Origin of the sequence: Streptomyces coeruleofuscus (assembly GCF_039532725.1) — a bacterium.
Classification (GTDB): Bacteria; Actinomycetota; Actinomycetes; order Streptomycetales; family Streptomycetaceae; genus Streptomyces; species Streptomyces coeruleofuscus.
In genome coordinates this window covers 455,245-479,897 of record NZ_BAAASE010000008.1, presented here as the reverse complement: position 1 = coordinate 479,897, position 24,653 = coordinate 455,245, and the positions used below count along the sequence as shown (strand labels likewise).

16 protein-coding genes and 2 pseudogenes are annotated in these 24,653 nt (G+C 72.6%); 7 read left to right on the top strand and 11 right to left on the bottom strand.

From position 1 onward, the window contains the following. The first annotated feature begins 162 nt into the window (after positions 1-162). Entirely contained in the window at positions 163-2,529 is a 2,367-nt protein-coding gene (locus ABFX81_RS30765) for a glycoside hydrolase family 31 protein (protein WP_346138949.1), read from the top strand. A gap of 2 nt (positions 2,530-2,531) precedes the next feature. On the opposite strand, the gene ABFX81_RS30760 is transcribed toward ABFX81_RS30765, so the two are convergent. Then, positions 2,532-3,068, bottom strand: coding sequence for an NUDIX domain-containing protein (locus tag ABFX81_RS30760; RefSeq protein ID WP_346138948.1), 537 nt, complete (start codon positions 3,066-3,068; stop codon positions 2,532-2,534). Positions 3,069-3,274: 206 nt separating this feature from the next. Here ABFX81_RS30760 and ABFX81_RS30755 point away from each other — a divergent pair, with 206 nt between their 5' ends. The 5 genes from ABFX81_RS30755 (at position 3,275) to glpK (ending at position 9,940) form a co-directional block, all read left to right on the top strand. Continuing rightward, positions 3,275-3,700, top strand: a complete 426-nt coding sequence (locus ABFX81_RS30755; RefSeq protein ID WP_086853973.1) for a zinc ribbon domain-containing protein — start codon at positions 3,275-3,277, stop codon at positions 3,698-3,700. Continuing rightward, complete coding sequence (locus tag ABFX81_RS30750; RefSeq protein WP_086853976.1) at positions 3,697-4,887, top strand: lipid-transfer protein; 1,191 nt, start codon at positions 3,697-3,699, stop codon at positions 4,885-4,887. The genes ABFX81_RS30755 and ABFX81_RS30750 overlap by 4 nt, the downstream gene beginning before the upstream one ends. Positions 4,888-5,200: 313 nt before the next feature. Further along, a complete protein-coding gene (locus ABFX81_RS30745; protein ID WP_346138947.1) occupies positions 5,201-6,865 on the top strand; it encodes an EAL domain-containing protein in 1,665 nt (554 codons plus the stop codon). Between the two features lie 740 nt (positions 6,866-7,605). Continuing rightward, positions 7,606-8,400, top strand: coding sequence for an aquaporin (locus ABFX81_RS30740; protein ID WP_086847990.1), 795 nt, complete (start codon positions 7,606-7,608; stop codon positions 8,398-8,400). Between the two features lie 19 nt (positions 8,401-8,419). Continuing rightward, entirely contained in the window at positions 8,420-9,940 is a 1,521-nt protein-coding gene (glpK, locus tag ABFX81_RS30735) for a glycerol kinase GlpK (RefSeq protein WP_086847992.1), read from the top strand. A gap of 117 nt (positions 9,941-10,057) precedes the next feature. Here the strand turns inward: glpK and ABFX81_RS30730 are convergent, their stop codons facing one another. From ABFX81_RS30730 to ABFX81_RS30705, 6 genes and pseudogenes are all read right to left on the bottom strand, one after another. Further along, positions 10,058-10,663 carry an ATP/GTP-binding protein gene (locus tag ABFX81_RS30730; RefSeq protein ID WP_086847995.1) on the bottom strand — a complete coding sequence of 202 codons (606 nt, stop codon included), beginning with the start codon at positions 10,661-10,663 and terminating at the stop codon, positions 10,058-10,060. Next, positions 10,644-10,988 (bottom strand): annotated as a pseudogene (locus ABFX81_RS30725) (hydantoinase B/oxoprolinase family protein); the annotation flags it as partial. The pseudogene ABFX81_RS30725 and the gene ABFX81_RS30730, both read right to left, overlap by 20 nt. 6 nt (positions 10,989-10,994) lie before the next feature. Next, positions 10,995-11,267 (bottom strand): annotated as a pseudogene (locus ABFX81_RS30720) (hypothetical protein); the annotation flags it as partial. A gap of 24 nt (positions 11,268-11,291) precedes the next feature. After that, positions 11,292-11,687 carry a DUF742 domain-containing protein gene (locus ABFX81_RS30715; protein WP_086847997.1) on the bottom strand — a complete coding sequence of 132 codons (396 nt, stop codon included), beginning with the start codon at positions 11,685-11,687 and terminating at the stop codon, positions 11,292-11,294. A 9-nt stretch (positions 11,688-11,696) separates the two neighbouring features. After that, the gene (locus ABFX81_RS30710; RefSeq protein WP_086847999.1) at positions 11,697-12,131 is read right to left on the bottom strand and encodes a roadblock/LC7 domain-containing protein; all 435 of its coding nucleotides are present in this window, start codon (positions 12,129-12,131) and stop codon (positions 11,697-11,699) included. Beyond that, positions 12,128-15,232: a nitrate- and nitrite sensing domain-containing protein gene (locus tag ABFX81_RS30705; protein ID WP_086848000.1), complete on the bottom strand. Its 3,105-nt coding sequence runs from the start codon at positions 15,230-15,232 to the stop codon at positions 12,128-12,130. Before ABFX81_RS30705 ends, ABFX81_RS30710 begins: the two co-directional genes overlap by 4 nt. A 401-nt stretch (positions 15,233-15,633) precedes the next feature. On the opposite strand from ABFX81_RS30705, the gene ABFX81_RS30700 reads away from it, so the two are divergent. Further along, positions 15,634-16,215 (top strand): hypothetical protein, encoded by a 582-nt coding sequence (locus ABFX81_RS30700; RefSeq protein WP_428837222.1) that lies wholly within the window; start codon positions 15,634-15,636, stop codon positions 16,213-16,215. Positions 16,216-16,487: 272 nt separating this feature from the next. On the opposite strand, the gene ABFX81_RS30695 is transcribed toward ABFX81_RS30700, so the two are convergent. The 4 genes from ABFX81_RS30695 to ABFX81_RS30680 form a co-directional block, all read right to left on the bottom strand. Next, entirely contained in the window at positions 16,488-21,125 is a 4,638-nt protein-coding gene (locus ABFX81_RS30695) for a hypothetical protein (protein ID WP_086848004.1), read from the bottom strand. A gap of 35 nt (positions 21,126-21,160) precedes the next feature. Further along, positions 21,161-22,045: a hypothetical protein gene (locus ABFX81_RS30690; protein WP_086848006.1), complete on the bottom strand. Its 885-nt coding sequence runs from the start codon at positions 22,043-22,045 to the stop codon at positions 21,161-21,163. Between the two features lie 133 nt (positions 22,046-22,178). Next, positions 22,179-23,705, bottom strand: a complete 1,527-nt coding sequence (locus ABFX81_RS30685) for a hypothetical protein (RefSeq protein ID WP_086848009.1) — start codon at positions 23,703-23,705, stop codon at positions 22,179-22,181. Positions 23,706-23,795: 90 nt separating this feature from the next. Next, the gene (locus ABFX81_RS30680) at positions 23,796-24,491 is read right to left on the bottom strand and encodes a GntR family transcriptional regulator (RefSeq protein ID WP_086848011.1); all 696 of its coding nucleotides are present in this window, start codon (positions 24,489-24,491) and stop codon (positions 23,796-23,798) included. Positions 24,492-24,653: the final 162 nt, after the last annotated feature.

Sequence of the window (24,653 nt, the reverse complement as noted above, 5' to 3'; positions counted from 1 at the left end):
GGGTGTGCGCGTGACGCGGCTGGCACGGACAATGCCATGTGATCGACTTCGACACCAGGGTGCGCCCCACATAGTCCGTGTCGTGAAGATGTGGTCGTGGCACGGGTGAACGGCAGTTGAACGACACGCCCGCGTGGGGCGGTCAGTGGCAGGGTGAACAGCATGAACGGTCGTGACCTGGTGCGTTCGGTGAAAGCGGTGGGTTCGGTGGGCGCGGCGCAGGGTGTGCGTACCGTACGAGCAGCGTGGCGCAGGCGGCGGGCCGATGCCACCGGGCTGCCGGCCCGCGGGGCGGAGCGTGCGCGGGTGCCCGGGGCCGTGCAGGAGGTGGAGCCGGGGCCGGGGGGCGGTGTCGTCCGGTTCAGCCGGTCGGAGCTGCGGATTCTGGTGGCCGTGAACGGAGCCGTCTTCTGGGGCTGGGACGGGGCGGAGCCCGAGCCGTCGTACGCGCTGGCCGGCCGGTGTCCGGAAGCCGATCCCCGGGCGGTGCTGGAGCCGGACAAGGACGGCGGCTGGCGGGTCGTGGCCGAGCGGGTGACGGTTGTCGTGTCGCGGCATGGCGCGGTGGAGGTGCGCACCCCCGGTGGCGTGACGCTGCGCCGTGATCTGCCGCCGCGGTGGTGGGAGCCGGTCGGCGGCGGCCCGGCACGGTGGATGCAGCGGTCGGAGGTGGCCGCCGACGCGCGGTTCTTCGGGCTCGGTGGTCGTGCTTCGGGTCCTCGGCTGCCGGACGGGAGGTACCGCCTGTGGAACACCGACCCCGGTTACGCCTTCGCGCCTGGTGACGACCCGCTGTACATCACGATGCCCGTGCAGATGGTGGTGTCCGACGGCGGTACGCATCTGGCGTTCCACGACAGCTCGTGGGACGGCACGGTGACGCTCCTGGGGGGCGAGGAGGGTGAGGGTTCCGGCCACGACCGGGCCGGGACGAGCGAGCTGCGGATGGACGGCGGTCCACTGCGGTGCTGGGTGATGGTGGGTACCCCCGCGCGCGTGCTGCTCGCCTGGGCCTCGCTCACCGGCGCGCCCGCCCTGCCGCCCGCGTGGGCGCTCGGGCATCACCACGCGCGGTGGGGGTTCGGCAGCGAGCAGGAGGTGCGGCGGATCGTCGCGGGATACCTGGAGCACGGTCTGCCGCTCGACGCCGTGCACCTGGACATCGACCATCTGGACGCGCATCAGGTGTTCACCGTCGACCAGGACCGCTTCCCGAAGCTGTCCGTTCTGGCCGAGGAACTCCGGCGGGACGGCATCCGGCTGGTGTCGATCGTCGACCCGGCCGTGAAGGCCCTGCCAGGCAATGCCGTGTACGACGGTGGAACGGCCGAGGACGCGTTCGTGAGGGACGCCTCGGGGCAGGTAGTGCAGGGTGTCGTGTGGCCCGGGGAGGCGGTGTTTCCCGATTTCACGCACGCGCGCGTGCGTGACTGGTGGGGCCGCCTGTATGAGGAGCGGCTCGCGCAGGGGTTCTCCGGGTTCTGGCACGACATGAACGAGCCCACGTCGTTCGCCGCCTTCGGGGAGTCGACGCTGCCGCGTTCGGCGCGGCACTCCTTGGAGGAACGGGGCGGTGACCACCGAGAGGCGCACAACGTGTACGCGCTGTGCATGGCCAGGGCGGGCTTCGAGGGGTTGCGGAAACTCGCGCCCGAGGAGCGGCCGTTCCTGTTCTCCCGCTCCGGGTGGGCCGGCATGCAGCGCTACGGTGGGACCTGGTCGGGGGACGTCGCCACCGGCTGGCCGGGACTGCGGGCTTCCTTGGCACTGGTGATGGGGCTCGGGCTGTGCGGCGTTCCGTACTCGGGGCCGGACATCGGAGGCTTCGACGGGGACCCCTCCCCCGAGCTGTATCTGCGGTGGTTCCAGCTCGGCGCGTACCTGCCGCTCTTCCGCACGCACGCGAGTCTGCGGGCGGGGCGCAGGGAGCCGTGGGAGTTCGGCGCCGAGGTGCTGGAGCACGCGCGCGTGGCGCTCGTCGAGCGCCGGCGACTGCTGCCGTACTTCGTGACGCTGGCGCATCTGGCGCGGCGTACCGGAGCGCCCTATGTGCGGCCTCTGTGGTGGGCGGCGCCGGAGGAGCGGGCGCTGCGTGACTGCGGGGACGCCTTCCTGCTGGGCGACAGCCTGCTGGTCGCGCCGGTGCTCGCCCCGGGCGCGGATCGGCGTGCGGTGCAGCTGCCGCGGGGGCGCTGGTACGACACGGTGACGGAGCGGGCGTACGAGGGGCCGGCGCAGGTGCTCGTCGAGGCACCTCTGTCGCGGATCCCGGTGTTCGCACGCGCGGGTGCGGTGCTTCCCGTACGAGGGGAGGACGGCGGGCTGGAGCTGGAGGTGTGGGCGCCCGCCCGGGGGCGGACCGGGGGCGGTCTGGTCATGCCGGACGGGGGCGAGGGGTGGGACGAGCCGGACATCGAGCGCTACACCGCTCGGTGGATGGGCTCGCGTGTGGTCGTCGAGCGGGAGGGTGAGGACGGCGGGAGCGAGCCGTCCCACCCGGTGCGCGTCCGCGGGGCCGGGGAGCGCTGAGCTCAGATGTAGCGGCCCTCGAACCAGGCCCGTACGGCCATGGTGTGCAGGGGGAAGGCGAGTTCCTCCGCCCTGCGCAGGAGGTGCCAGCCCTCCGTCTCGTCCGTGGCGGCCGAGGGCGGCAGGCCCTCGACAGGGCGTTCCGGGAGGAGACCGAACAGCAGCAGGTGTCCGTCGGGCGAGCTCATGGCGTCGACGAGACGTACGTCGCGGCCGGCCGCGTCGATGCCGGTTTCCTCCCTGAGTTCGCGGACGACGGCGTGCCGCCAGTCCTCCCGGTCGTCGATGTAGCCGCCGGGCAGGGCCGTGCCCCCGCGCGCGGGAGCGACGGTTCGGGTGATGACGACCAGGGCGGTGCCCTTGGTGTCGTACACGGGCTGGAGGGCCACCGCGACCGGGAGTGGATTGCGGTAGGTCACGGTGCCGCACGCCGGGCAGGTGCGGGGCCAGCCGGAGACGCCCTCTCCGTAGGGCGCGCCGCAGCTCGAACAGTGAGAGTTCGGCGCGGAGTTGGAACTGGAGTGCTGAGTTTCGGACACGCGGCGGACTGTAGCCGATCACGGAGAGGGCGGCTCGGGCGGGTGAGGACGCTGATCGGCTGTGCGTAGCCGTCGATGCGCTCGCCGACGAAGTTGTTGGTCCCACCGGGGGGAAGGGATGCCCAAATCCGGCGGGCCGTGGCAGACTCCTGACGTTCCGTCAGATTCGGTCTGCGGGAGGCACTGTGTCGCGTACACGAACGCCTGTGGTGGCGGGGTGGTTCGCCGGGGAGGGGGACGGTTTCCGCCTGCTCGGTACGCGCTGTGCGGCGTGCGCCTCGGTCTTCTTCCCCCGCGAGGACCATCACTGCCGCAACCCCGCCTGCGGGGGCGGAGAGCTGGCCGAGGTCCCGCTGTCGCGGCGTGGCCGCGTCTGGTCGTACACGGACAGCCGGTATCGGCCGCCGTCACCCTATGTGAGCGATCCGGAACTCTCATGGGAGCCGTACGCGTTGATCGCCGTGGAGCTGGAGGCCGAGCGGATCGTGGTGCTGGGACAAGCGGCTCCGGGGGTCACCGTCGAGGATCTGACGGTGGGCACGGAGGTGGAGGTCGTGCCCGGCGTGCTCCACGAGGACGCGGAAACGACCTGGACGACGTGGCACTGGCGGCCGACGGGGGTGAAGGCGTGATGGGCGAGGTGGCGGTGCTGGGCGCGGGCATGCACCCCTGGGGCAAGTGGGGGCGGAACTTCGTCGAGTACGGCGTCGCGGCCGCCCGCGCGGCGCTCACCGACGCCGGACTGGACTGGCGGGACATCGGTTCTGTCGTCGGCGCGGACACCGTCCGTGGCGGCTATCCCGGGTATGTCGCCGGAGCGACGTTCGCGAAAGCACTGGGCTGGCAAGGGGCGCGGGTCACGAGCGTGTACGCGGCGTGCGCGTCCGGGGCCCAGGCCGTGGCCGCTGCGCGGGCCCAGATCCTGTCCGGGCTCGCCGATGTGGTGCTCGTGGTGGGAGCAGACGCCGCTCCCAAGGGATTCTTCCGTCCTGCGGGCGGGGACCGGGCCGACGATCCCGACTGGCTGCGGTTCCGGGTTCTCGGGGCGACCAACCCCGCGTACTTCGGGCTCTACGCCCGCAGGCGCATGGCCGTGCACGGCGACACCCCGGACGACTTCGCACAGGTGAAGGTGAAGAACGCGGCGATGGGAGCGCTGAACCCCAACGCGCGCTACCGGAAGCGGGTCACCGCCGAAGAGGTCGCCGCCTCCGCCGTGGTCGCCGATCCGCTGCGACTGCTGGACATCTGCGCGACCTCAGACGGCGGCGCCGCGTTGGTGCTCTCCAGCCTGGGGTTCGCGCGGCGGCACGGCCGTGCGCATCCGGTGCGGATCCGGGCCGTGTCGACGGTGACGCCGCGATACCCGAACACGGTTCTGGACCTGCCGGACATCGCCACGGACTCCGCGGTGGCGGTCGATCCGCCCGGCGAGACGTTCCGGGTGTCCATCGCCCGGGCGGCCTACGAGGAGGCGGGAGTCGGGCCGGAGGACCTGTCGCTGGCCGAGGTCTACGACTTGTCCACGGCGCTCGAGTTGCAGTGGTACGAGGACCTGGGGCTGTGCGGCGAGGGTGAGGGCGTGAAGCTGCTGCGTGACGGAGCGACGGCCCTGGGCGGGCGAATACCGGTGAACGCCAGTGGTGGGCTGGCCTCCTTCGGCGAGGCGGTTCCCGCGCAGGCGATAGCCCAGGTGTGTGAGCTGGCCTGGCAGTTGCGGGGCGAGGCAGGTGACCGGCAGGTCGCGGGAGCACGCGTGGGCATCAGTGCGAACCAGGGGTTGTTCGGGCATGGGTCGGCTGTGATCGCGGTGCGGTGAGCCGGGGGTGCCGGACACGGCAGGGGCGGCTGTGCCGGACGGCTTGGGGGCGGTGCCGGGACGCGGTACGGAGTCGGTGCCGGACACGGCTAGGGGCGGTGCGGGACGCGACAAGGGTGGGGCAGAACGGCGTGACAGAGATGCCGGACATGGCACGGGGCGGTGCCGGGACAAGCACGGATCGGTGCCGGCGCGGGCGCTGACGGCGCGGCCCCACCGCGACCGGCATACGCTGTGTGACCGCTCCGGAATCCTGCGTGAACGTCTCATGAACCGCGCTTGGGCATGCGCCGGCGGAGTTCATCATGCTCCCGTGCACTCTTGGACGGACACTCTCCGCTTCGCCTTCCAACCGGTGGTCAATCTGACGACCGGCGTGGTCGTGGGACTGGAGATACTCGCCCGCCCGGAGACCGGCGACATCCTGGCCGAGGCCCGCCGGAACCCCGAGCTCGACAGCCGGCTGGCGGTGTCGGCGGTCCGGGCGGCGGTGCGCAAGGAGACCCTCCTGCCGCTGTTCGTCAACGTGTTCGCCGGCACTCTCGCCGACCTCGGCGGGCTCCCCTCGCTGCACGACGCCGTGCGCGAGGCAGGGCGGCTTCCGTGGGAGGTGACGATCGACGTCTGCCCGCCGTACACGCACGTGCCGCAGCGGGCACTGCTGGAAGCGGTGTCCAGGCTGCGCGGGCAGGGCTTCCGGATCTGCGCGGACGGTGTCGGGGACGGAGACGTCCCCTTGCGGCTCCTCTCGGACGTCACGCCCGACCTGGTGAAGCTGGACGCGTCGCTGCTGGCGCGGCCGGCGGTGGTCCGGTCGATGCGGACGCTGTGCGACGAGCTGGGGGCCCTCCTGGCTGTCGAGGGCGTGGAGACCGAGGGGCAGTGCGCGGGGGCTCTGGCGGCCGGGGCACAGCTGGCGCAGGGCGAGCTGTTCGCCCCGCCGGCCCGGCTGCCCGCCGCGGACGTCTACGTTCCGCCCCGCTCCCCCGGTGATGTGGCCGTGCCGCGGTCCGGGCCGTCGGTGCGGGAGTTCGTGCGACCCGCCGCGCTGCTGCCCGCCACGGCGTCCGCGGGGCAGGTGCGGGCGCTGCTGACCGGGTCGCCGGACGTGTCCGGGGTGCTGCTCGTGGACACCGCCGGAGTGCCGGTCCGGTCGGTGCACCGGTCCCGCTTCCTGCTGTCGATGTCGGGGCGCTACGGGCACGCCCTGTACGCCGACCGGCCCGCGGCCAAGCTCGGTGACCCGCCGCGGACGGTGGGCGTCGACGCCACCGCCTGGGAGGTGCTGGACGTCGTGGCGGTCGGCGGACGGGACCGCACGTCGGACGATGTCGCCGTCGTGGACGAGTACGGGCGGTGCGTGGGCGTCGTACGGCTCGCGGATCTCGTGCGCGCACTGGCCGAGACGAGGGTGGAGGAGGCGGCGGGGCTCAATCCGCTGACGCGTCTGCCCGGCTCGGACGCGATCACCGGTGAGGTGGACCGGCGGATCGCTTCCGGGCGGGCGTTCGCCCTGAGCTGGCTGGACGTCGACCACTTCAAGCAGGTCAACGACGGGGCCGGGTTCGCGGCGGGCGACGAGCTGATCCGGGCGGTGGGGCGTGCGTTGCAGCAGGCCGCGACGGACGGCACCCGCGTCGGCCATATCGGCGGCGACGACTTCCTGGTGCTCGCCGAACCGGAGGGCCTCGATCCGCTGGCCGCCTCCGTGCTGGACGCCCCGTGGTCGGCGGGCGGCCGGCCGGTCACCCTGTCGCTCGCCACCGTGGTGTGCGCGCCGGGCAGCGTGACCGACCACCGGCAGGCGGCGGCCTGCCTGGCGCCGCTGAAGAAGGCCGCGAAGGGGTTGCACGGAGCGAGTTGGGTGCTGGGCCGAGCGGGCCTGCCCGGGCATGAAACCCGCCGCGGCGCCGAGGCGACGCCGGCCCCGGTCCCGGCCCCCGCGCCGTGTGGGGTGGCGGAGCCGGGTGGGGGTTGAGAGGGACGTACCGGGCTCCTGGGGCGGGCTGGGGCCCATCGGGGCGTCCGGGGGCAGACAGACAGGATCCGTACGGGCGCCAGTGGGGTTGTGGCCCTGTCGGGGGCGACGCCTGGGCACTGCTGTGGCCCTGTCGGGGAGCGGACGCCTAGGGCACTGCTCCGGCCCGCCCGGGAGGCCCCCCGTACGGGGCCGGGACCGGGGCTCCACCCGTCCGGTTGAGAGACCGCCAGGTCAGGTGGATGCTGGTGGCTAGCAAGCGAGGAGTCAGAAGCGCTGGGCGCTCGCCCACGGCGGAGTTCAGCGGAGGCCGGACGACACCACCAGCAAGGCTCGCGCGGCTCACCGAGGCCCGCGCAGGCCCCGACCAGATCTGAACAACGACCCGACCGGGCGCCGCCAGGGCCGTACAACCGGCCACCCGGCCCGGCAGACCCGGCCGACGTCACATGGCCGTCAACCGTTGCGGTCGGCGACCTTGACGCCCCCTGGGTGCCGGTGAACACTTCCGGTGTCAGTCGACATCGCCGTACATACTCGGCGTATCCGGCACTGCGGCGCGAGGGCGCGCCTGCGCCAAGGCCCTTTCCCTTACGGGCGATTCGGCTGCGACGGCACGCTCGTCACGGATGCCGGGCGGGGCGCGGGATCTCCTGCCTCCGGCTGAAGTAGCCATGGGAAACGCACCCTGCACGTGAGGACCGGGGCGGATCGTCCCCGGGCCTGGCCTAGGAGCCGCCATGAGCAACGTAGACATCTTCTTCGGCGAGATGATCGGTACGGCGATCCTGATCCTGTTCGGCGCCGGTGTGTGCGCCGCCGTCACCCTCAGGTTCTCCAAAGCCCTGGCCGCCGGGTGGGTGGTGATCGCGTTCGGCTGGGGCTTCGGCGTGCTGGCCGGCGCCTACACCGCCGCTCCCCTCTCCGGAGGGCACCTGAACCCGGCCGTCACCTTCGGCATCGCCATCGACACCGGCGTGTGGGACAAGGTCTGGGTCTACGTACTGGGGCAGATGGCCGGCGCGATGATCGGCGCCGTCCTGGCCTACCTCGTGTACTTCGCCCAGTTCCAGGCCAACGTGCGCCAGACGGGCACCACGGAGGGCACGCTGGACGAACCGGTTCCGACGCTGGGTATCTTCTCCACGATCCCCGAGATCCGGAACCCGGTGGCCAACCTGGTCACGGAGATCCTCGCCACCATCGCCCTGGTGCTGCCCCTCCTCGCCCTGGTCGGTAACAACCGGCACGTCGAGGGCATCGGCATCGGGCTGGTCCCCGGCGCCGAGGGCATCTACGGGTCCGGCATCGCGATCCTCCTGGTGGCTCTCCTGGTCGTCGGCATCGGCCTGTCCCTGGGTGGCCCCACGGGCTATGCGATCAACCCGGCGCGTGACCTCGGCCCGCGCATCATCCACTCCCTCCTGCCGATTCCGAACAAGGGAACGTCCGACTGGGGCTACTCGTGGATCCCGGTCGTCGGACCGCTGATCGGCGGAGTACTGGGTGGCCTCATCTACAACGCAGCCTTCTGAACCAGCCCAAGGGGTAGCCATGACGGACAACTCCGAGAAGTACGTCGCCGCAATCGACCAGGGCACCACCTCCAGCCGCTGCATCGTCTTCAACCAGGACGGCGCCATCGTCGCCGTGGACCAGCGCGAGCACCGTCAGATCTTCCCGAAGCCCGGGTGGGTGGAGCACGACGCCACCGAGATCTGGTCCAAGGTGCAGGCCGTGGTCGCCGGGGCACTCGCCAAGGCTGGACTACGCGCCGACCAGCTGAGCGCGATGGGAATCACCAACCAGCGCGAGACGACCCTCCTGTGGGACCGTGCGACGGGGAAGCCGGTGCACAACGCCATCGTGTGGCAGGACACGCGGACGGCGGCGCTGTGCAACCAGCTGGGCGGCTCGGAAGGGCAGGACCGTTTCCGCGAGCAGACGGGTCTGCCGCTGGCCACCTACTTCTCCGGACCGAAGGCGGCTTGGCTGCTCGACAACGTGCCCGATCTCCGGGCCAGGGCCGAACGCGGTGAGATCGCCTTCGGCACGATGGACTCCTGGCTGATCTGGAACCTCACCGGCGGCACGGACGGCGGGCAGCACGTCACCGACGTGACCAACGCCGGGCGCACCATGCTGATGAACCTGGAGACCCTCCAGTGGGACTCCTCGATCCTCTCCGCGATGAACATCCCCGAGGCGATGCTGCCCGAGATCAAGTCCTCCGCCGAGGTGTACGGCACCGCCCTCGGCCAGCTCGCCGGCGTACCCGTCGCCTCCGCGCTGGGCGACCAGCAGGCAGCCGTGTTCGGCCAGGCCTGCTACGACGTCGGCACGGCGAAGAACACGTACGGCACGGGAAGCTTCCTGCTGCTCAACACCGGCAACCGCCCGGTGTCCTCGAAGAGCGGTCTGCTGACGACCATGGGGTACAAGATCGGGAGCGAGGCGCCGGTCTACTGCCTGGAGGGGTCGATAGCCATCACGGGCGCGCTGGTCCAGTGGTTCCGCGACCAGCTCGGCATCATCCGTACCGCCGACGAGATCGAGCCCCTGGCCGCGAGCGTGGAGGACAACGGCGGCGCGTACATCGTGCCGGCGTTCTCGGGCCTGTTCGCGCCGTACTGGCGCTCCGACGCGCGTGGCGTGGTCACCGGGCTGACCCGGTACGTCACGAAGGCACACCTCGCGCGCGCGGTGCTGGAGGCGACGAGCTGGCAGACGCGCGAGGTCGTGGACGCCATGTACCAGGACTCCGGGGTGCACATCACCACCCTGAAGGTCGACGGCGGCATGACGAAGAACAACCTGCTCATGCAGCACCAGGCGGACGTGCTCGACGTGCCGGTGGTGCGGCCCAAGGTCTCCGAGACGACCTGTCTGGGCGCCGCGTACGCGGCCGGTCTGGCCACCGGTGTGTGGAACGACCTGGACGAGCTCAAGGCGCACTGGCAGAAGGACGTCGAGTGGACGCCGTCCATGGATGCGTCGGTGCGGGACCGCGAGCACCACAACTGGCGCAAGGCCGTGGAGAAGAGCTTCGGCTGGGAGGAGGACGGCGACAGCTAGCCACGTGCGCGTGGGACGTCATCCCCGACCACGCGTGCGTGGGCGCGGCGCTTCCGGACTGCGGACCGTACCCCTGTCGGCGGGGGTACGGTCCGCGCCCTCCGGCCCGGCCGAGCGTCAGGTGGTCACCGTCTGGCGGCGGTCGGCCGCGTACGCCATCGCGTGCTGGACGACGCCGATGAGCGCTTCCTTGACGGATTCGCGGTTGCGGGCGTCGCACATCATGAGCGGCACGCCGTCGTCGAGGTCGAGGGCCTGACGCACGTCCTCGACCGGGTAACGCGGAGCGCCCTCGAAGCAGTTGACGCCGACGAGGAACGGTATCGAGCGCCGTTCGAAGTAGTCGACGGCTGCGAAGGAGTCCTCCAGGCGGCGGGTGTCGGCCAGCACGACGGCACCCAGCGCCCCCTCCGAGAGCTCGTCCCACATGAACCAGAACCGTTCCTGGCCGGGCGTGCCGAAGAGGTACAGCACCAGGTCCTCGCGGAGCGTGATGCGGCCGAAGTCCATGGCCACGGTCGTGGTGTGCTTGCCTTCCACACCGCTGGTGTCGTCGACCGGGCGACCGGCCTCGGTGAGCAGTTCCTCGGTGCGCAGCGGCCGGATCTCGCTGACCGCGCCGACGAGTGTGGTCTTGCCCACGCCGAAGCCGCCGGCCACCAGGATCTTGAGCGTGACGGGCTCGACCGGAGGCTTGCCGCGCTCAGAACGCCCGAAGATCATCGATCTCTTCTCCTGCTTGATGGGGGTCGGGCGACGGCGGGTCGTAGCCTCCGCCGCCTGGGGTTTCGATGACGAGTACGTCGCCGGTGACGACGTCCGCGGAGTCGCTGCCGCCGAGTTCGGTCACGGTGCCGTCGGCGGGTTCCACCCGGTTGGCGCCCAGAGCGCCGCGCCACCGGCCGGCTCCGCCGCTGCCGCGCCGGACCGCCAACTCCTCGGGGCGCACGGGCAGTCGCCACTCCAGGACCTCGGGGTCGGTGAGGCGAGAGTTGGTGATGTGGGTCTGGACGACGGGGGCGCCGGGGAAGCCGTCACCCGCGCCGGCGATGCGCTCGTCGACCGCGACGATCCGTTCGCACAGCGGCTCGGGCAGTTCGATGCGGCGGGCGAAGATGCTCGGGCGGTTCTGGTAGGCGATGCGCAGGGCCTGGCGGAAGCCCCGGGTGATGACCAGCGGGGTGCGGACGCCCTCGACGGCGGCGTCGGCGTGGCGGGCCGGGCTGTCCGACAGCGGCTTCCGGGTGAGCAGCCGGCCGTCCGGGCGACGCGCGACGACGCCGGGGAAGGTGCCGCCTCGGTCGACCCGGAAATGCCGGCCAGTCACGTCAGTACCCCGCTTCCGCGCTGCTCACAGCGCCCGGAGGCCGTTGATCACGTCGCGCAGAATACTCTCGTCCGGCAGTTCGGCAGGGGGTACGGGCCGGTTCACGTGGACGAACTCCGCGTCCACGAGATCTCCGACAAGGACCCGTACCACCCCGATCGGCAGGTCGAGTTCCGCTGCGAGTTCGGCGACGGACTGCGGGGCGTCACGACACAGTTCGACGATGTCCACGTGCTCCGGGGCGAGCATGTGGTCCGCTTCCGGGTCGTCCGCGTGCGGTTCCGTGACCACGACCGCGATCAGGTCCAGGCGGTGCTGGCCCTGGCTGCTGGTGCGGCCGCGCGTCATGGCGTACGGACGGACGACCGGTCCGGCCTCGTCGTCGAACCAGTGCCTTCTTCCCTGACCGTCAGCGCTCATGCCATCCCACTACCCGCCTGCGGGCAGATCGGTGCGCGGAGCGGCGCCCAGATGCACACCCACTCGCTTCACCAGGAGCGTCATCTCGTAGGCGACCTGGCCGACGTCCGAGTCGGCGTCCGAGAGGACGGCGAGGCAGCTGCCGTCGCCGGCGGCCGTCACGAACAGGAAGGCGTCGTCGAGTTCGACGACCGTCTGGCGGACGCTGCCGGCCTCGAAGTGGCGTCCCACGCCCTTGGCGAGGCTGTGGAACCCGGAGGCGACGGCAGCCAGATGCTCGCTGTCCTCCCTGGTCAGGTCCCTGGACACCCCGGTCGGCAAGCCGTCGCCGGAGAGCACGAGGGCCTTGCGGATGCTCGCGACGCGGTCCACCAGGTCGTCGAGGAGCCAGTTCAGCTCCCCCTTGTTGGTCGCGGTGTGGCCGGTGGCCTTCGGTGCGGTCATCGACCGTCCCCCTCTGTCGTTCCTTGTCGTGCTGTGCCGCTGTGGGCGGCATCGCCCGTTGCGTTCTCCTCGCGGCCGCGCTGCCAGCCGCGCTGGAGCGAGGCCATACGGCTGCGTACCTCGTCGGCGTCGCGTTCGACGGACTCGGCTCTGTCCTCGGTACGCGGTTCTGACCCCCGCTTCAGCTGCGGAGCCAGATTGGCCTGGCGGACGCGCCGGGGCAGCGGCGCGGTGCCGGAGCGAGGCTCGTGCGGTGCGGCTCCAGGGCCCTGTCCCCGTCGGGCCGAGCCGGGAGCCGAGCCGGTCTCCTGGGGCGTGGCACCGGACCCGGTCACCCGGGGCGCGGGACCACCGGTGGTCTCCGGCAGGGGGCCGGAGCGACGGTCGGGGCCGTCCGGGCCGCTCGATGCGATCTCCGCTCGGCGCGTCCGCGTGGGCAGACCGGGCGGCTCCGTCCCGGCGCCGGACGAAGCCGGTGATGCGGTGTGGTCGTCGTTCCGGCCGGCCGCGCCGATGTCCCGGCGACCGGACTCCGCCCCCCGACGGCGGGCCGGCAGGGGTGGCGGTGCGTCCGGCTGGGCTTCGCCTCGCCGACCGTCGTTCGAAGGATCTTCGCTGCGGCGGCGGACCGGAAGCGCGGGCTCCGGCCCGGACCGGTCCGCGGCCCCGCCGGTCACGGAGTCGTCGCCCCGGCGACGTGACGGGAGCGGGGAAGCGCCGCCACCCGACTCCGGTCGGCCGGTGCCCGTGCTGGTCTCCTCATCCGTCTTCCCGCGCCGAGGGCGCTGCTCGGTGACCGGGCGCCCGTGTGAGCTGACCAGCTTCGGCGTGTGGCGGCGCGGCAGCTGGACCGGGGCGCCCGGCTCGTCGCCGGTGTCGGTCCGGTCGGGTGTGCTGTGGGCGTCGGCGGCCTGGTGCGGACCGGGGCGGCGGCCGGCCGGCTCGTCCGGGGCGCGGGTGAGGGAGGGGCGTGGACGGAACAGGCCGCCGTGTCCGCTGTCCTCGTCCTCGAGAGCGCCGGGGAAGCCGCCGATGGCGTCCAGGTCGACGGGAGCCTCCAGTTCCACCGGTCCGTCCAGGAGGGAGGCGGGCAGGCCGGGCCGTTGCGCGGATCCCTGGGACAGCGCGGCGCGGCGGCTGTCCTGCGGTTCGCTCTCCTTGGCCAGCTGGGGGCGGTCGAGCCGGAACCCGATGCCGTTCGTGTCCGGGACGTCGTCCGTCAGCAGGGCGTCCGGGAGGAAGACGACGGCGGTCGTGCCGCCGTACGGGGAGGGCTGCAAGGAGACGCGGACGTTCTGCCGCTGGGCGAGCCGGCTGACCACGAACAGGCCGAGCCGGTCGGTGTCGGACAGCTCGAACTCGGGGGTCTCGGCGAGCCGGAGGTTGGCGTCCAGGAGCGCTTCGGCGGCCATGCCGAGGCCACGGTCGTGGATCTCCAGGGTGAAGCCGTTGGCGACCCGCTCGCCCAGGACCTGGACGGCCGTGTGCGGCGGCGAGAAGACCGTGGCGTTCTCCAGGAGTTCCGCCACGAGGTGCGTGATGTCGGCGACGGCCGGGCCGGTGACGGCGATACGCGGAAGGCGGCGGACCTCGATGCGCTCGTAGTCCTCGACCTCGGCGACGGCGGCGCGTACCACGTCCATGAGCTGGACGGGCTTGCGCCACTGGCGGGACGGCGCGGCGCCGGAGAGGATCACGAGGCCCTCGGCGTGCCGGCGCATGCGGGTGGTCAGGTGGTCGAGACGGAACAGGTCGGCGAGTTCCTCGGTGTCCTCGGTCCGGCGCTCCATGGCGTCGAGCAGGGTGAGCTGCTTGTGGAGCAGGACCTGGCTGCGGCGCGCGAGGTTGACGAAGACCTCGGAAACGCCGGCTCGCAGCTCGGCCTGCTTGACGGCGGCTTCGACGGCGGCGCGCTGGAGGGTGTTGAGGGCCTGGCCGACCTCACCCATCTCGTTCTTGTCGTACTCCAGGCGCGGGACCTCGGTCTCCACGTCGACCTGCTCGCCCGCCGACAGCCGGCGCATCACGCTGGGCAGCCGGACTCCGGACGCCTCGTGGGCCTCCAGACGCAGCTGCCGCAGATCGCGGATGAGGGTGCGGCCGACGCGCACGGACAGGAAGAGGGAGACCAGGAGAGCGAGCAGACCGAGTACGCCGGCGATGACCGCCTTGGCGATGACGCCCATGGCTACCGGTTCGACGCGGTTCTGGTAGCGGTCGTTGGCCTGGTCGTTGAGGGTGCCGAGTTCGTCGAGCACGTTGCCGGCGGCGCTGTCCCAGCTCTTGGCGGTGACGCCGCGCGGTGTTCCGCCGGTGGAGGAGACGGCCGCTTCCTCGGCCACGCGCAGCGGAGCGGTGGAGGCGTTCTTCCAGAAGCTCTCGTAGCGGTCGCGTTCCGAGACGGGCAGCAGCGGGAGGCTGGTGTCGTACATCAGGGTGCGCTGGGCCACGAGGTCGGAGACGTCGCGCTCTTCGGAGTGGGAGATCTTGCCGACGATCAGGGCGGAGCCGAGGAGGGCGTCCTCGCGGGAGAGCAGTTCGCGGGCGCGGGCGAGATTGACCAGGGCGCGGTACTGCTTGTCCAGTTCCACGTTGTCGACGACGTGGAGGTTGGCCAGCAGGACGTAACACGGGTCGACCAGCCGGTTGTAGAGGTCGAGGGCCTGGGAGCGGTTGACGGTGCCGTCCTCGACACTGCGGCGCAGCGACTCGATGCCGTCGAAGGCGTCCAGGACCGCGGTCAGCCGCTCGTCGGTGTCCGCGCCCATCGCGTCGCGCACGTCCGGGTTCCGGGCGTTGTCGCGGATGCCGCCGACGGCCTCGTCGGTGGCCGTCCGGCTGCGCCGGAGCGCGGCGAGCCCGTCGGAGGCACGGGGGTCGGCGAGGTAGACCAGGGTCTGGCGGCGTTCCTCCTGGAGGACGCGGACGGTGTCCTCGATGGGATAGCCGATCTTCTCCACCACGGACGACACGTTGAACAGGTCGCCCGCCTCACGTCCCGTCAGCACCGTGGCGAAGGCCCAGATCGCGGTCAGGGACACCAGCGGCACGAGAAGCAGCGCCACGATCTTCCGGCGGATGGACTTCCCGCGAAAGCGCATGGCCTCCCCCAGCTCGGGCCCCCGGCTACCGGGGGTACACATGTGCGTCAACAAACGGCGCGAGCCTACTACCGACGCCCAGGGAACTCGAAGGCCGGTCCGGAAGGTGAACTTCCGCGCCAGCCACGAGGCATGCGGAGTTGTCCGGGCATTGCGGGAGTTGTCTCCCCGAAACCGATGGTGGCCGCGCGGGTCAAGGCCTGTGGAACGCCTGGGCGGTTGGCTGAAATTTTTCGGTTTCTGGGAATCTTCATGGCGGGTTGTTCGTCCTTCTCTACGGGAAACGGGGACGGAATCGGCCACAGGAGCCGCATCTCGCATCCGGGCGGCGTAAAACAGCGCAAGCCGGGCAGCCACTGGGAAGCACGGGTCTTCGGATGCGAACGAGCAGTCTGCTGGCGGTGGGGAGTGACACGGTGACGGGCACGGCGGAGCGGCGCGGAGCGCCCAGAGCGGGCGGGGTGCAAGTGACGGCGCGTCAAAAGGCCGAAGCGCCCGATCGCGACGATCCGGCCGGCGCGGCGGAGACCACGGCTCGAGAGGCGGGGGTTCCGGCTCACGAGGAGGGCCGTGGCGTGCGCGAACGGCAGTACTACCGGCCCCTGTGGGTCGAGGAGCCTGCGCGACGGCGCCGGTTGCCGGATCCGGTACGGACGGCCGCCGTGCGGGCGGTACTCCTCATCGCTCTGACGCTGATTCAGGCCATGGTGGCCTTCCTGTGCACGATGGCCGGGTCCTGGCTGGCGTTCCCCATGGTGATCAGCAGCGTGGTCAGCACGATCGTGGCGACCTGGGGAGCGCTCGACGTGTGGGTGACGCGTCAGGTCTGGAACCAGCGCTACGGCGTGGTGTCCATGCCGAGCAGCACGGCACGGGCCCTGCGACGCGAGCGGCGCCGCGCCCGACGGCAGGCACGCGCCGCCGAGCGTGCGCAGGAGCGAATACGCCGACGGGGCGGGGCCGGGCAGTTGTCCCACTCGTAAGGGGTGACGGCGGAGCCCCGACGAGGCGACCGGGTCCGCCGGCCGCACGTTCGACGGATGCGGCGGATCCGACAGATGCGGCGGATGCAGCGATGCGGTCCATGCATCCGATGCCCGATCCCGTGGTCATCCAGCGGCACCGGACCGGGGTGCTCGCCGAGCACCGTTCGGACGCCGGGGGCACCGCTCCCGTCGCCGCCGCGGCGGCCGACAGCGCCTGACCGCGGGCGGCTGCGGGACCGTTGTGGCCGGTCGCGCAGTCCCCCGCGCCCCTAAGGCGTTGTGGACGCGGGGCGTTTGTACATCCTGGTGGCCGTGATCTCGCTGTGTACCGCCTCCCCCGCCTGGGGCTGCTGCGGCAGACCCGGGCGGAGGTGTTCCTCGACGCTGATGTACTTGAGGCCCGCCCTCAGGTCGGCGTCGTTGCGCATGCGGATGACCAGGGGGAACTCGGCCAGCGCCGTGGTGTCGAACAGGCCGGTGGTGTAGAGGAGCTGGACGCCCAGGGCGTCCGACACCGCCCGCTGGAGCTCCAGCAGGTACGTGGCGTTGGCGCGGCCGATGGGGTTGTCGAGGAACAGTGTGCCGGCGTGCCGGTGTTTGTCGCGGCCCCGGTCGTTCGAGCGCAGCGCGGCCATCGTGCAGTACAGGGCGATGGCGGCGGTGAGGAGCTGGCCGCCGGAGAAGACGTCGCCCATCTGCCCGACGGGGACGCGCTCGGCGCGCAGCACCGCGTCGGGCTTGAGGATCTCGACGGCGACACCCTTGGGCTGGAGGGCCGCCGCGACGCCCCGCAGCAGCAGGGACATGCCGTCCCGCCGCAGGTCGGAGTTCTTCTTGACGGCGGCACGGGTCGCCTCGTCGATGACCTCGCCCAGCCGTTCGGTGAGCGTGGCCTGGTCGGGCTCCTCGAAGCGGATGCGGAGGAACTCCTGTCCCGACCACTCGCCGAGGCCCTCCGGGAGGCGGGAGAGCCGCTGGGCGGAGCGCAGGGTGGCCAGGGCCGACTCGACCAGGCCGCGCAACCGGTCCACGATCGAGTCGCGGTTGCGCTCCAGCTGCTCCAGCTCGTCGGTCAGGACCCGGAGCCGGGGCGCGAAGGCGTCGGCCCACTTCTGGGCGTGTTCGGGCAGTGCGGAGGCGGGCAGTTCGCGGATCTGCTGCCGTGCCGGGGTGCGGACCTGCTCGTAGCGCGTGGAGTTGGCGTGCCGGACGAGGATGTCGCTGGCCTCGCGGACGGCGGCCTCGGCGGCGGACAGGTCGGCGGCGCAGCCGCGCAGGGAGCGGCGGGCCTCGGCGGCGGACTGCCGGGCCTCCTCCGGGCTGCCGGGGTACGGCTCGGTCTCCTCCTGCTCCTCCTCCGCGGTGTGCTCGCGCAGCAGGTCGCGGAGCATGGCGGCGATCTCGTCGAAGCCGCTCGCCGCGTCCTCGGCGGCGCGGTGGGCGTCGAGGAGCTCGGCGTGCGCCTCGCGGGCCTGGTTCAGCGCCTCGGTGTGGGAGGCGAGTTCGGCCGTGGCGGTGCGCAGCAGGGTCTGCGCGTGCTCGGCGTCGCGCGGCCGGCGCTCCTCGGGGAGGTCGGTGTGGGCCTCGCCGTCCTCGGGCGCGTGCCGTTCGGCCTCGCCGCGCAGCCGCCCGAGCTGCTCGCTCGCGCTCGACATGCGGGTCTCCAGGAGCTGCACCAGCTCCTCGGCACGGGCGGCGGCGGCCTGGCGGCTGGGTCCGTCGGAGCCGTCGGGTGATTCGAGGAGCTGTTCGGCGCGCGTACGGACCTTGTTGCTCAGCCGGTCCAGCTCCGCGCGGGCCGCGCTCTCGTCGCTCTCGGCACGGGCCTGCTCGGCCCGCAGGTCGGCGCCGACGCCGACCTTCTCGTACAGCTGTGACGCCGCCCGGTAGGCCTCACGGAGGGCGGGCAGGGAGGCCTTCGGGGTCTGGGCGTCGTCCTCGGGTACGTCATCGGGGGCGCCCGCGATCTCGGAGCGCTCGGCGCGCAGCGCGCGGGCGGTGCGGCGGGCGTCGTCGGCGGCGCGCTGGGCGGCCCGCCGGTCCTCGTCGGCGGCCCGGGCCCGCTCCAGGCAGGCCTGGGCGCTCGCCTCGGCCTCGGCCGCCTCGTCGGCCAGTTCGCGCAGCTTGACCTGCCAGCCGGCCCGCTCGCGCAGCCGGAAGGCGAGCCCGGCGAGGGCGTCGGCGGAGCGGCGGGCCTTCTGGGCGGCCTCCTGCCGCTCGTCCCGGACGCGCGCGGCCTCGGCGGCGGCCTCGTCGGCCTCGGCCCGCACCGTGCGCGCCTCGGCCAGTTCGGCCTCCGCCTCTTCCGCGAACGCGCGGGTGTCGTGTGCCGCCTGGGCCAGTTCGGCGAGTCGGCCGGCCGGGCAGCCGGTACGCCAGGAGGCGAGCCGGGCGGCCAGCTCGCGGTCCTTGCCGAGCCGGGCGGCGAGCGTGCGGATCTCCTCGTCCCGCTCGGTCGCCCTGGCGCGCAGCGCCTGCCGCTCCTCGTCGGCGGCGTGCTCGTCGTGCATGGCCGGGTTCGGCGGGACGAGGAACACGTCTCCGCTGTCGGTGTCCGGGGCGGGGGTCGGGGCGAGCAGGGCGGCGGCGGTGCCGACCGCCACGGCGGACCGGGGCAGCAGCGCCGCGTCGCCCAGCGCTTCCCGGGCGCGTGCGTGGGAGTCCGGGTCGGTGATGATCACGCCGTCGACCAGTTCGGGCCGGGCGGCCAGCACGCGCGCGTGGTCGGCCGGGTCGACGGCCTGGGCGAGGTAGCGCCAGCCGGGCAGCGCGGGGATGCCGTGCTCGCCGAGGAACTCGACCGTGGCCAGCACGTCCGGGCCGGGCGGCAGCAGCCCGCCGTCACCGAGCGCGCCGAGGATGCGGGAGTCGTCGGCGGCGGCCGTACGCAGGTCGAACAGCTGGCGTTCGGCGGAGCTGACCGCGTCGTCGAGCAGGTCGCGCAGGTCGTCGGCGGAGCGGTCGAGCTCCTCGGGGCTGAGCCCCTGCTCGCCCGGGGCGGGACGGGTGGCCGGCGCGCTGTCCGTGCCGTGGCGGGGCTGCGGGATGCCCGGGCGGGTCTCGGGGGTCAGGCTGAGCAGTTCCGCCAGCCGCTCCTCCCCCGCCAGCGCCTCGGCGGTGCGGCGCTCGGCCTCGTACGACCGCTCGGCCGCCGTCGCCGCGTCCGCCGCGCGGGCCGCGGTCAGTTCCGCGCGGGTCTCGGTGGCGGCGGCTTCGCGCGCGTGCTCGGTGGCCCGGCGGGACGCCTCGCGGGCCGAGTCCCAGGCGGCGACGGCGGTCTTCTCGGCGTCGCTGGCGGCGAGGGCCGCACGGGCCGGGTCGGCGTCGGGCGCGCTGTCGTCGAGCCAGCCGGCCCGGACCGCCTCGGCGGTCTCCTGCTCGACCTCCGACAGGCGCTGCTTGAGGTGCCCGACTTCGCTGCGGGCCCGCTGCGCCTGTGTGGCGGCGGCGGTGGAGTCCTGGTAGGCCGCGTCGCTGACCTCCTGGAGGGCGGCGGAGCGCTCCTCCTCCTCGTTGGCGTGGTGCTCCGCCTTCTCCGCGGCCGCGTGCAGGGCCCGTACGAGGTCCACGGCGGCCTTGGAGCGGGCGGCCAGCGCCGGGGCGGCGTCGCGCTCCGCCTCCTGGATCGCGGCGGACACGCGGGCGACTCGGTCGGCGGCCGCGCGGTGGCGCAGTACGGCCTCGGCGGCCTGCCACGCGGAGTACAGCGTGCGGGCGTCGGCGAGCTCGCGCTTCTGCGCGGCGGCGGACTTCTCGGCCGCGGCGAGGGCCAGTGATGCGTGCCGGTAGGCCAGTTCGGCGGAGATCAGCGCGCTGCGCTCGCGGGCCGCCTCGGCGTGCGTGACGGCGTACGCGGCGGCGGTGACGCGCTGGGCCAGGTCGGCGGCCCGGACCCGCTCCTGGACCCCGCGCGCGGACAGCCTGCGCGCCAGGGTCCGCGTCCGGCGCTCGGCCCCGGCATGGATGTCACGCGCGCGGGAGCGGGCCTCGGCGGCTTCGACGATCCGACCGAGCAGGTCGACGGATCCGGCGGTGAAGTCGCGTTCGGCGATCAGCTCGGCCCGCCGGCCCAGCTTGTTGCCGAAGCCGCTGACCAGGTCGGCGAGCCCGTCGGTGTCACGCGTGTCGGTGACGGCGCGCAGCAGCAGGTCGGTGAAGTCGGCGTCCTTCTTGACCGCGAAGAGACCTGCGGCCTCGCCCTCGTCGGCGTTCATCTCCCGCTGGTAGCGGAAGAGTTCGGGGTCGAGTCCGAGGTCGCCGAGGTGCTCGATCCAGCGGTCGTGGATCTCCTCCCAGTGCACCTCCAGGTGCGGGTACGTCTTGCCCGCCTCCATGAGGGCGTCGCGGAAGCCTTTCATGGTGCGGCGCCGGCCGCGCGCGCCCGACTGGCCCTCGACCGGGGCCCGTACGGCGGTGGACTCGGCCACGGGGAGGTTGTCGAGGCTCAGTCCGGGCCCGGGGCGGAAGGAGTACCAGGCCTCGGCGAACTTCCGCGGGTCGTTGGAGACCTGCCGCCCGCGCCACTCGCTGACCTTGCCCACGACGACACACTCGCCGGTCAGCACGTGCTGCCATTCCAGCGCGACGTGTCCGCAGTCGTCGGCGAGCAGGAACTTGCGCAGCACGCCGGAGCTGGCGCCGCCGAGCGTGTTCCGGTGGCCCGGCAGCATCACCGAGAAGATCAGCTTGAGCAGCACCGACTTGCCGCCGCCGTTCTCCAGGAAGAGCACGCCCGCGGGCGCCGGCCGGCGCGGCGGGCCGACGGGCTCCTCCTCGAAGAACTCCGCCTGAGTGGGTGCGGGGTCGGGCACGGGCTCGCCCACACCGCGCAGGTCGAGCACGGTGTCGGCGTAGCGCGCACCGGCCGGCCCGATGGAGTAGAGGCGGACCCGGGACAGCTCGTACATGGCGGACTCTCGTAAGTCTTCGTGAGATGGGGAGTTCAGGAGGAGTGGAACGGCAGCCCGGCGTCGGCGACCAGCTCCAGGTCGTCGCTCTCCTCGGGGGGCAGCAGCGTCGGCGTGCCGTCGGTGACCGGGACGACGCCCAGTTCCAGCAGTTCGGCCATGGCGGCGCTGCCGGCCATGTCGCGGACCTGGAGCTGGTAGCGGGCGGTCGTGCGGTACGTGCCGCCGTTGTCGTCGCCGGTGCGCTGGAGGAAACCGGACTCGGTGAGGAACGCGACAGCCTTGGCGATGATGCCGGTGGTCGAACCGGCGAGCCGGCGTGCGTCCTTGGTCGCGCCGGTCGCGCTGCGCCGGACCCAGATCCGCCAGGCGGCCTCCAGACCGGGCGCGTCGCTCGCCGGGTCGGTGTTCTCGCCCTGTTCGGCGGCGCGCTCCTCCAGCCGGCGACAGGCCTGGCGGACGAAGGCGTCGACGCCGTTGACCGTGACGCGGCCGATGTAGCCGTCGTCGGCGAGGTCCTCGGGGCGCGGGAACGCCATGGCGGCGACGGCGAGATGGGCGAGCCCGTGCAGGAACCGGTCGCCGCCGTCGGCGGACGTACGACGCGCGTAGTCGCCCATGCGGACGGCGAACACCGAGTCCTCGGCGGCGGTCACGGCCATGCCCGCGCGCGGGGACACCTCCAGCACGATCAGCCCCAGTCCGGTCGCCACCGCGTCGGCGAGCCGCGCGAAGGGCGGGTCCTCGCGGTAGCGCCGCAGCAGGTCCGCGTACTCCTGGTCGCGGGCGGGCTGAAGCTTGGGCTGCAACCCGAAGGAAACGAGCCGCGCCGCGTCGGCGGCGTCGGCGGGGGTGACGGCGGCGGTGCCGGCCGCGGGGGCCGTCCCCTCCGGCTCACTCCACTCGACGTGCTCGCTCACGGCTTGAACTCCTCGGTCTCGGAAACAGGGTGAAGGCCGTCGCCCTCAGCGACGCGGGGCGGTGACATGGGCGGCTCCGCCGCGCGGGCGCGACCGGCCACAACGGAGCCGCACCCGCCCACCGGCGGACACATCACGCGGCCTCCGTACGGTCCGCCGCCATCCCCGCCGCGTCCAGCAGCGCGGTGCCGACGATCAGATCCGCCCCGCCGAACTCCGGATCATCGAGCTCGGTCCCGTCGTCCACGGCGAACAGCAACTTCTGCTCGCCCTGGCGATAGGCCGTACCGACCGGCGGACTCGCGGCGTGCACCGCCAGCAGGGCCACCAGGTACGGCAGCTCGGGATCCCGCCGCCGGGCCTCGGCCAGCAACCCGGACAACCGGCGCGGCGCGTCCGCCGGCAGGTCGAGCAGTTCCTGCGCGGCCGCCATCTGCTCCTCGCTGAACCGGCTGTCGTCGGGCGTGGCGATGAGATCCGGTTCGGGCATCTCCGCGCCCAGATGCTCCCGCTCCACCGGCGGCGTCAGCAGTATGTCGACGAGGTCCGCGACCCGGACGGACACCGGCGTACGCAACCCGGTGCCGCGCCCGAAGAAGGCGTCCGTGACCCGCACTGCCTGCTCCAGCGGCAGCGGCAGGACGGGCGAGACGAGATGCCCGTACAGGTCGATCCCCGACGTCGTCATCGGTGTGGCGAAGGCCTGCCGGTCCTGCTCGGCGCGGAACAGCGGTCCGGCCTCCAGCAGCCGGGACTGCAACTGCGTGTGCCGCCGGATGCAGTCCTTGACGATGTCGACGAGCTCGGCGGCGCGGCGCTTGTGCTCGGGATCCTCGGACTCGTCGCGGGCCTTGCGGATATTGGTGAGGATCGCGTTCTCGTGGCGGTAGCGGTCGGCCACGTGCTCCAGGGCCTCGGCGATCATGTCGGGCACGGTGGTGAGCCAGTCCACCGCGCGCACGTTGCGCCGGGTCGCGTCCAGGGCGCGGCGCAGGGTCTCCGAGTACTGGACGGTGCGGTAGCGGGCCTGTTCGGCCGCGAGCTGGGCGTCGGCGAGCCGGCCGCGGCTGATCAGCACCTCAAGCTTCACCTCGGCGGCGATCTGCGCGCTGGTGACGTCCGTGTCGAGGGCGCCGACGAGGACGTTGACCGCCTCGTCCGTCGTCCGCAGGTAGACCGTGCCGCCCGGGCCCGGGACCTCCTCGATCAGCTTGAAGTCGTAGTCACGGCGCACATACGTGCCGTCCGCCCCGAACGTGCCGTACACCGCGCGGAAGCCGCGGTCGACGCTGCCGACGTTGATCAGGTTCTCCAGGACCCAGCGGGCCACCCGCTCGTGCTCGGCGGCGGGGCGCCGCGGGGCCTGGGCGGCGATGCGCGGGATGAGGCGGGCGACGATCTGGTCGTGGTCCGCGCCCGTGTCGAAGTCCATGTTCAGCGTGACGAGGTCGATGGCCGCGAGGGCGACCTCCGCCATGCCGTACACCGAGTACTCGCCGGCGAGGTTGGCCTTGCGCGCGTCGAGGTCGTGCAGCGGCGCGGTGCAGGCGAGCGCGCGCAGGCGCCGCGCCAGGCCCTCGTCGGCGGCCGGCCCCAGGGCAGGGCGTGGCCCCGCGCTGAGCTGGGGCGGAACGCTGTCCGTCGATGCAGGCGAAGTCACGGTGCACAGACTAGGTCCTGGGTCTGACAACGACCCAAACGACGCGGATACGCCCCGGCGGCAGGGGCTCTCCGACTCCGCTCCGTCCCCTCAGCCGTCCTCGCCGACCCGCCGCCGGTACACCTCGACGACCCGCTCCAGCGAGTCGTCGAGATATCCGGCGAGCAGTCCCTCGGCCTTCCCCTGGTCCCCCACTTGAAGAGCCTCGAGAATTGCGACATTTCGCGCGATGTAGGGTTCGTGCAGCCGCTGCGGCTCGTCCACCACGTGGAAGGCCAGGCGCAGTTCGGCGAAAACGCTCCGCATCAACTCGTCGGTACGCTCACTCGCGGCGAGAGCGACGAGTTCCCGGTGGAAGTGGATGTTGGCCGTGCCCACACCCTTCCAGTCGCCTTCCCGAGCCGCCCGCCGCCCTTCGTCCACGGCACCGGCGAGCCCGTCGAGGCCGTACGGCGGCTCACCGAGACCACGTACGACGGCGCACTCGACGAGCCGCCGGGTGCGGTAGATGTCCTCCACGTCCTCGACGGTCAGGACCCGCACGAAGACGCCCCGGTTCAGCTCGTGGACGAGCAGGCGTTCATGCGTGAGCAGCCGGAACGCCTCGCGCAGGGTGTTGCGGGAGACGCCGAGCGCGCCGCCGATGCTGTCCTCCGAGAGCCGGGTGCCGGGCGGGAAGTAGCCCTCGGCGATCCGGCTCCTGAGGATGTCCGAGACACGTTCGGCGGTGCTGGTGCGCCCCAGGAGTGCCCGGTCGTCGGAGAGATCCCTCAACTGCTCTGTCATGCCGGAATTCAATCGCAGATTACAAGAACGAAACAACATGGGTATTGAGGGATCGTTGAACAATCCTCTACGGTGCTACGCACGGCGTCGTTCTCACGGCGCGGCGCCGACCGCTCCCGCACGGCACGGCTCACTCCGAAGCACCCTCCGTCCCTCCTTCTG

Excerpts from the sequence above, each read along its gene's own strand:
- ABFX81_RS30765 (WP_346138949.1), top strand. The coding sequence starts at position 163 with ATGAACGGTCGTGACCTGGTGCGTTCGGTGAAAGCGGTGGGTTCGGTG.
- ABFX81_RS30740 (WP_086847990.1), top strand. The coding sequence starts at position 7,606 with ATGAGCAACGTAGACATCTTCTTCGGCGAGATGATCGGTACGGCGATC.
- glpK (WP_086847992.1), top strand. The coding sequence starts at position 8,420 with ATGACGGACAACTCCGAGAAGTACGTCGCCGCAATCGACCAGGGCACC.
- ABFX81_RS30730 (WP_086847995.1), bottom strand. The coding sequence starts at position 10,663 with ATGATCTTCGGGCGTTCTGAGCGCGGCAAGCCTCCGGTCGAGCCCGTC.
- ABFX81_RS30715 (WP_086847997.1), bottom strand. The coding sequence starts at position 11,687 with ATGAGCGCTGACGGTCAGGGAAGAAGGCACTGGTTCGACGACGAGGCC.
- ABFX81_RS30710 (WP_086847999.1), bottom strand. The coding sequence starts at position 12,131 with ATGACCGCACCGAAGGCCACCGGCCACACCGCGACCAACAAGGGGGAG.
- ABFX81_RS30705 (WP_086848000.1), bottom strand. The coding sequence starts at position 15,232 with ATGCGCTTTCGCGGGAAGTCCATCCGCCGGAAGATCGTGGCGCTGCTT.
- ABFX81_RS30695 (WP_086848004.1), bottom strand. The coding sequence starts at position 21,125 with ATGTACGAGCTGTCCCGGGTCCGCCTCTACTCCATCGGGCCGGCCGGT.
- ABFX81_RS30680 (WP_086848011.1), bottom strand. The coding sequence starts at position 24,491 with ATGACAGAGCAGTTGAGGGATCTCTCCGACGACCGGGCACTCCTGGGG.